Source organism: Vibrio sp. SALL6 (assembly GCF_002002385.1).
In the GTDB taxonomy this organism is placed as follows: domain Bacteria; phylum Pseudomonadota; class Gammaproteobacteria; order Enterobacterales; family Vibrionaceae; genus Vibrio; species Vibrio parahaemolyticus.
Genome location: NZ_MQVK01000046.1, coordinates 1 through 2,882 on the forward strand (window position 1 = coordinate 1; position 2,882 = coordinate 2,882).

Here is a 2,882-nt window from a genome sequence, read left to right on the forward strand (position 1 = left end):
TAGGTTATTATTAGAGGCGGGAGCCGATTGTAATTACCGCAATCAATTGGGAAATTCAGCAAGAAAAATTGGTGAGGCTTCATTGAATTTAGAGCTGAAAGCATTGCTTATGGCGTGCGACAATCCCACCTAACAAACTGTTCAAGAGGGATTCGCAACGCGTGGCATTTTTACTATGCGTTGGTTTTAGTGTTTAGGGTGGTATGCGGCGGCTTTTGTATTGCGTTGCTCACCCCTTAACAGGGCGTTATGTGCTTTCTCCGAAAATTTGAAAATTAGTGTAGTATTAGCGTTTTGAAATTAGCGGAAATCATCATGTCTAAATCAGTTCAGCAGCAAATCGGTAATGTCGCACTAGTCGTTGAAAGCTACGATGATGCTATAGAGTTTTACACTCAAAAACTTCAATTTACACTTGTCGAAGACACTGATTTAGGTGGCGGAAAACGCTGGGTTCAGGTTTCTCCTCCAAACTCAAATGGTACAAATTTGCTTTTGGCTCAGGCAAGCACAAAAGAGCAGCATCTTGTTGTAGGTAATCAATCTGGTGGCCGTGTGTTTTTGTTTCTTCAGACCAATGACTTCTGGAGAGACTACGAGTTAATGAAAGTAAATGGTGTTGTATTTAACGAAGAACCGCGAGTAGAAGAGTATGGCACGGTAGTGGTGTTTCAAGATCTATATGGAAATAAGTGGGACTTACTGCAACTAAACAGAACAACCAAATAGTACGCACATAACAAACTGTTCAAGAGGGATTCGCAACGCGTAGCATTTTCACTATGCGTTGTTTTTAGTGTTTAGGGTGTTATGCGGCAGCTTCGGTATTGCGTTGCTCACCCCTTAACAGGGCGTTAGCACTGGGTTGGCATCAAAGGTCAAAAGTTTTGATGTTTATTGGTTTCTTTCCCAGATTTACACTTAATCAAATGTGCCTCTCACGTTCGCTCCGGTGGCACTAGATGTAAAGTTTTCGCTTGGATTTCACCGTTTACGGTTTCTAACTTTTGGGCAATTTCTCTTGTGTGGTTTCTTTAATGCTGAGATATTTTCGTTAAAGCTAAGTTTCTTTGAAGCAGCTGTTAAAGTCCGAAGCCCGTATCCTTTGCTAATTTGAAAGCGGTGAAAAGGGTAATTAAGCATGTTTTTCTTCTAACCAACTTACGCCTTGAAGTAGTTTTCAGTTTGGCCAGTTGTCCGGTTGGTTTCAGTGTTTTAAACCATAAGTTTCTTTCGTGCTATATTTCAGTAAGTTGGCGCATGCCAAAAGCTTAAAGGGCAGCGTGCTAACAAACAGTTCAAGTGGGATTCAGCACGCGTGGCATTTTTGATATGCGTTTGATTTCGATGTTGAAGTGCAATGCGGTGGCTTGATCATTGCGTGCTTCACCCCTTAACTGGGCGTTATGTATCTCTATGACATGGAGTAATTAATTTGAGTTGGAATCTTACTATCTGGCGGTGGAGGTCAGATTTAGACACGATGGCTAAGCGGCGGAAGTTCAAAATGGGAATAATCGCAGCGGAGTTGCTAAATAATGGCTGCCACAATGCAGTAGGTGAATGTGACTTCAGTGAGTTTCTAGAAGAAATAAATGGCCTATTTGGGCGAGATGAGTTGGAGCGCCCATTTGTTCTTGAAAGTTATAGAGACTACATCGTGTTTAATTATAGTTCAGATGTAAGGTTTACTCTTGTGCCTCAATTAGGGGCTATTGCGCAAAAATACGGTTTCAATGCTGTCGAGGGATAATACATAACAAAGCATTTAAGAGTGACTCACAACGCTTGGCGATCTCAGTTTAAACTTGGCTTTAGTGTTTAAGGTGCAGTGGTTTAGGTTAGGTGTTTAGTGTTGTTCGCACCTTAATGCGGCGTTATACGCTTAAGGCTAAACGTAACAGTAATTATTTAAAATCAAATGGTTATTTGTTAGTTCCTATTTCAAGGTTTCATTATTCAAGGAGTGAGCATGGATTTACAAAAGGCAGAGTTACTGGCGTTACTATCGCAAGAATGTGAAATTTATTCATCAATCCCTGCTAGTGAGAAGTTGCAAAAGCGTGACAAAAAGCACTTCATTAATGGTCTTATGACGGCTTGTCGTGTAGTGGGTATCAGTTACGATGAGTTAAGCGCTATCATTGATTCAATGCCCAAAAGCCCAATGTTCAAAGATCTAGATGAGCAGCTATCTATTCCAACTTACCTTCGAAATAACGTTAGTATTCAGATATAAACGTGGCTACGCGTATAACAAACAGTTCAAGTGGGATTCAGCACGCGTGGCACTTTTGGTATGCGGTGGCTTCGGTGTTGAAGTGCCATGGAGTAGTTTAGGTATTGCGTGCTTCACCCCTTAACTGGGCGTTAGTCGCCAGAAAAAGCTAGCAATCAAAATCATGTTTCTGAGCTTAAAATTTAGCAGCAGTTTGTTTGGAACACAGATTCATCGTCGATCATTAGAACTTAGTTTTAGCTGTTTTGAGTCCAAAATTTTGCAAGTGTCCTAGCGATTGTTTTGTTCTTTGGTGCTGACAGAGCAGGGCAATCGAGAGTTTGTTTTTGGTTGCAACTCCGCTCGGTGAGTTTGTTGGTACAAAAGCCGATTTACTCGCTGAAATGACGTTTTCTCTGGTGTGGTAAGTTCCACGTGGTTTCAGTGACTTTGTTGAAAGTCCGCACTGTGAGATCGGCTTTCCAAAAGCGCTTTTTGGTGTTGTCAGTCCGTTTTCTACGGCGTTGTTTGTTCTAAGTGGTTTCATTGAGTAGCCGCTTTGAGACTACGCCTGACTTAAATGCATCAAAGCACATAAAGTTTGTTGTTCGCAAAGTTTAGTTCGGCTTAAAATTGTCGCTCGGTGCCTCGCGACTAACAAACT

The 2,882-nt window shown here is 41.5% G+C and carries 4 protein-coding genes; 3 read left to right on the top strand and 1 reads right to left on the bottom strand.

Annotated elements, in window-relative coordinates; all coding sequences use genetic code 11:
- Positions 1-315: 315 nt before the first annotated feature.
- The 3 genes from BIW15_RS22925 (at position 316) to BIW15_RS22945 (ending at position 2,239) form a co-directional block, all read left to right on the top strand.
- On the top strand, positions 316-729 hold the full coding sequence (locus tag BIW15_RS22925; RefSeq protein ID WP_053805901.1) for a VOC family protein: 414 nt from the start codon (positions 316-318) through the stop codon (positions 727-729).
- Between the two features lie 778 nt (positions 730-1,507).
- Complete coding sequence (locus BIW15_RS22940) at positions 1,508-1,753, top strand: hypothetical protein (protein WP_139103779.1); 246 nt, start codon at positions 1,508-1,510, stop codon at positions 1,751-1,753.
- 219 nt (positions 1,754-1,972) lie between these two features.
- Positions 1,973-2,239, top strand: coding sequence for a hypothetical protein (locus BIW15_RS22945; protein ID WP_077281672.1), 267 nt, complete (start codon positions 1,973-1,975; stop codon positions 2,237-2,239).
- A gap of 223 nt (positions 2,240-2,462) precedes the next feature.
- Here BIW15_RS22945 and BIW15_RS22955 read toward each other — a convergent pair whose 3' ends face one another.
- Positions 2,463-2,765, bottom strand: a complete 303-nt coding sequence (locus BIW15_RS22955) for a hypothetical protein (protein WP_077281673.1) — start codon at positions 2,763-2,765, stop codon at positions 2,463-2,465.
- Between the last annotated feature and the right edge of the window lie 117 nt (positions 2,766-2,882).

Excerpts from the sequence above, each read along its gene's own strand:
- BIW15_RS22925 (WP_053805901.1), top strand. The coding sequence starts at position 316 with ATGTCTAAATCAGTTCAGCAGCAAATCGGTAATGTCGCACTAGTCGTT.
- BIW15_RS22940 (WP_139103779.1), top strand. The coding sequence starts at position 1,508 with ATGGGAATAATCGCAGCGGAGTTGCTAAATAATGGCTGCCACAATGCA.
- BIW15_RS22945 (WP_077281672.1), top strand. The coding sequence starts at position 1,973 with ATGGATTTACAAAAGGCAGAGTTACTGGCGTTACTATCGCAAGAATGT.
- BIW15_RS22955 (WP_077281673.1), bottom strand. The coding sequence starts at position 2,765 with ATGAAACCACTTAGAACAAACAACGCCGTAGAAAACGGACTGACAACA.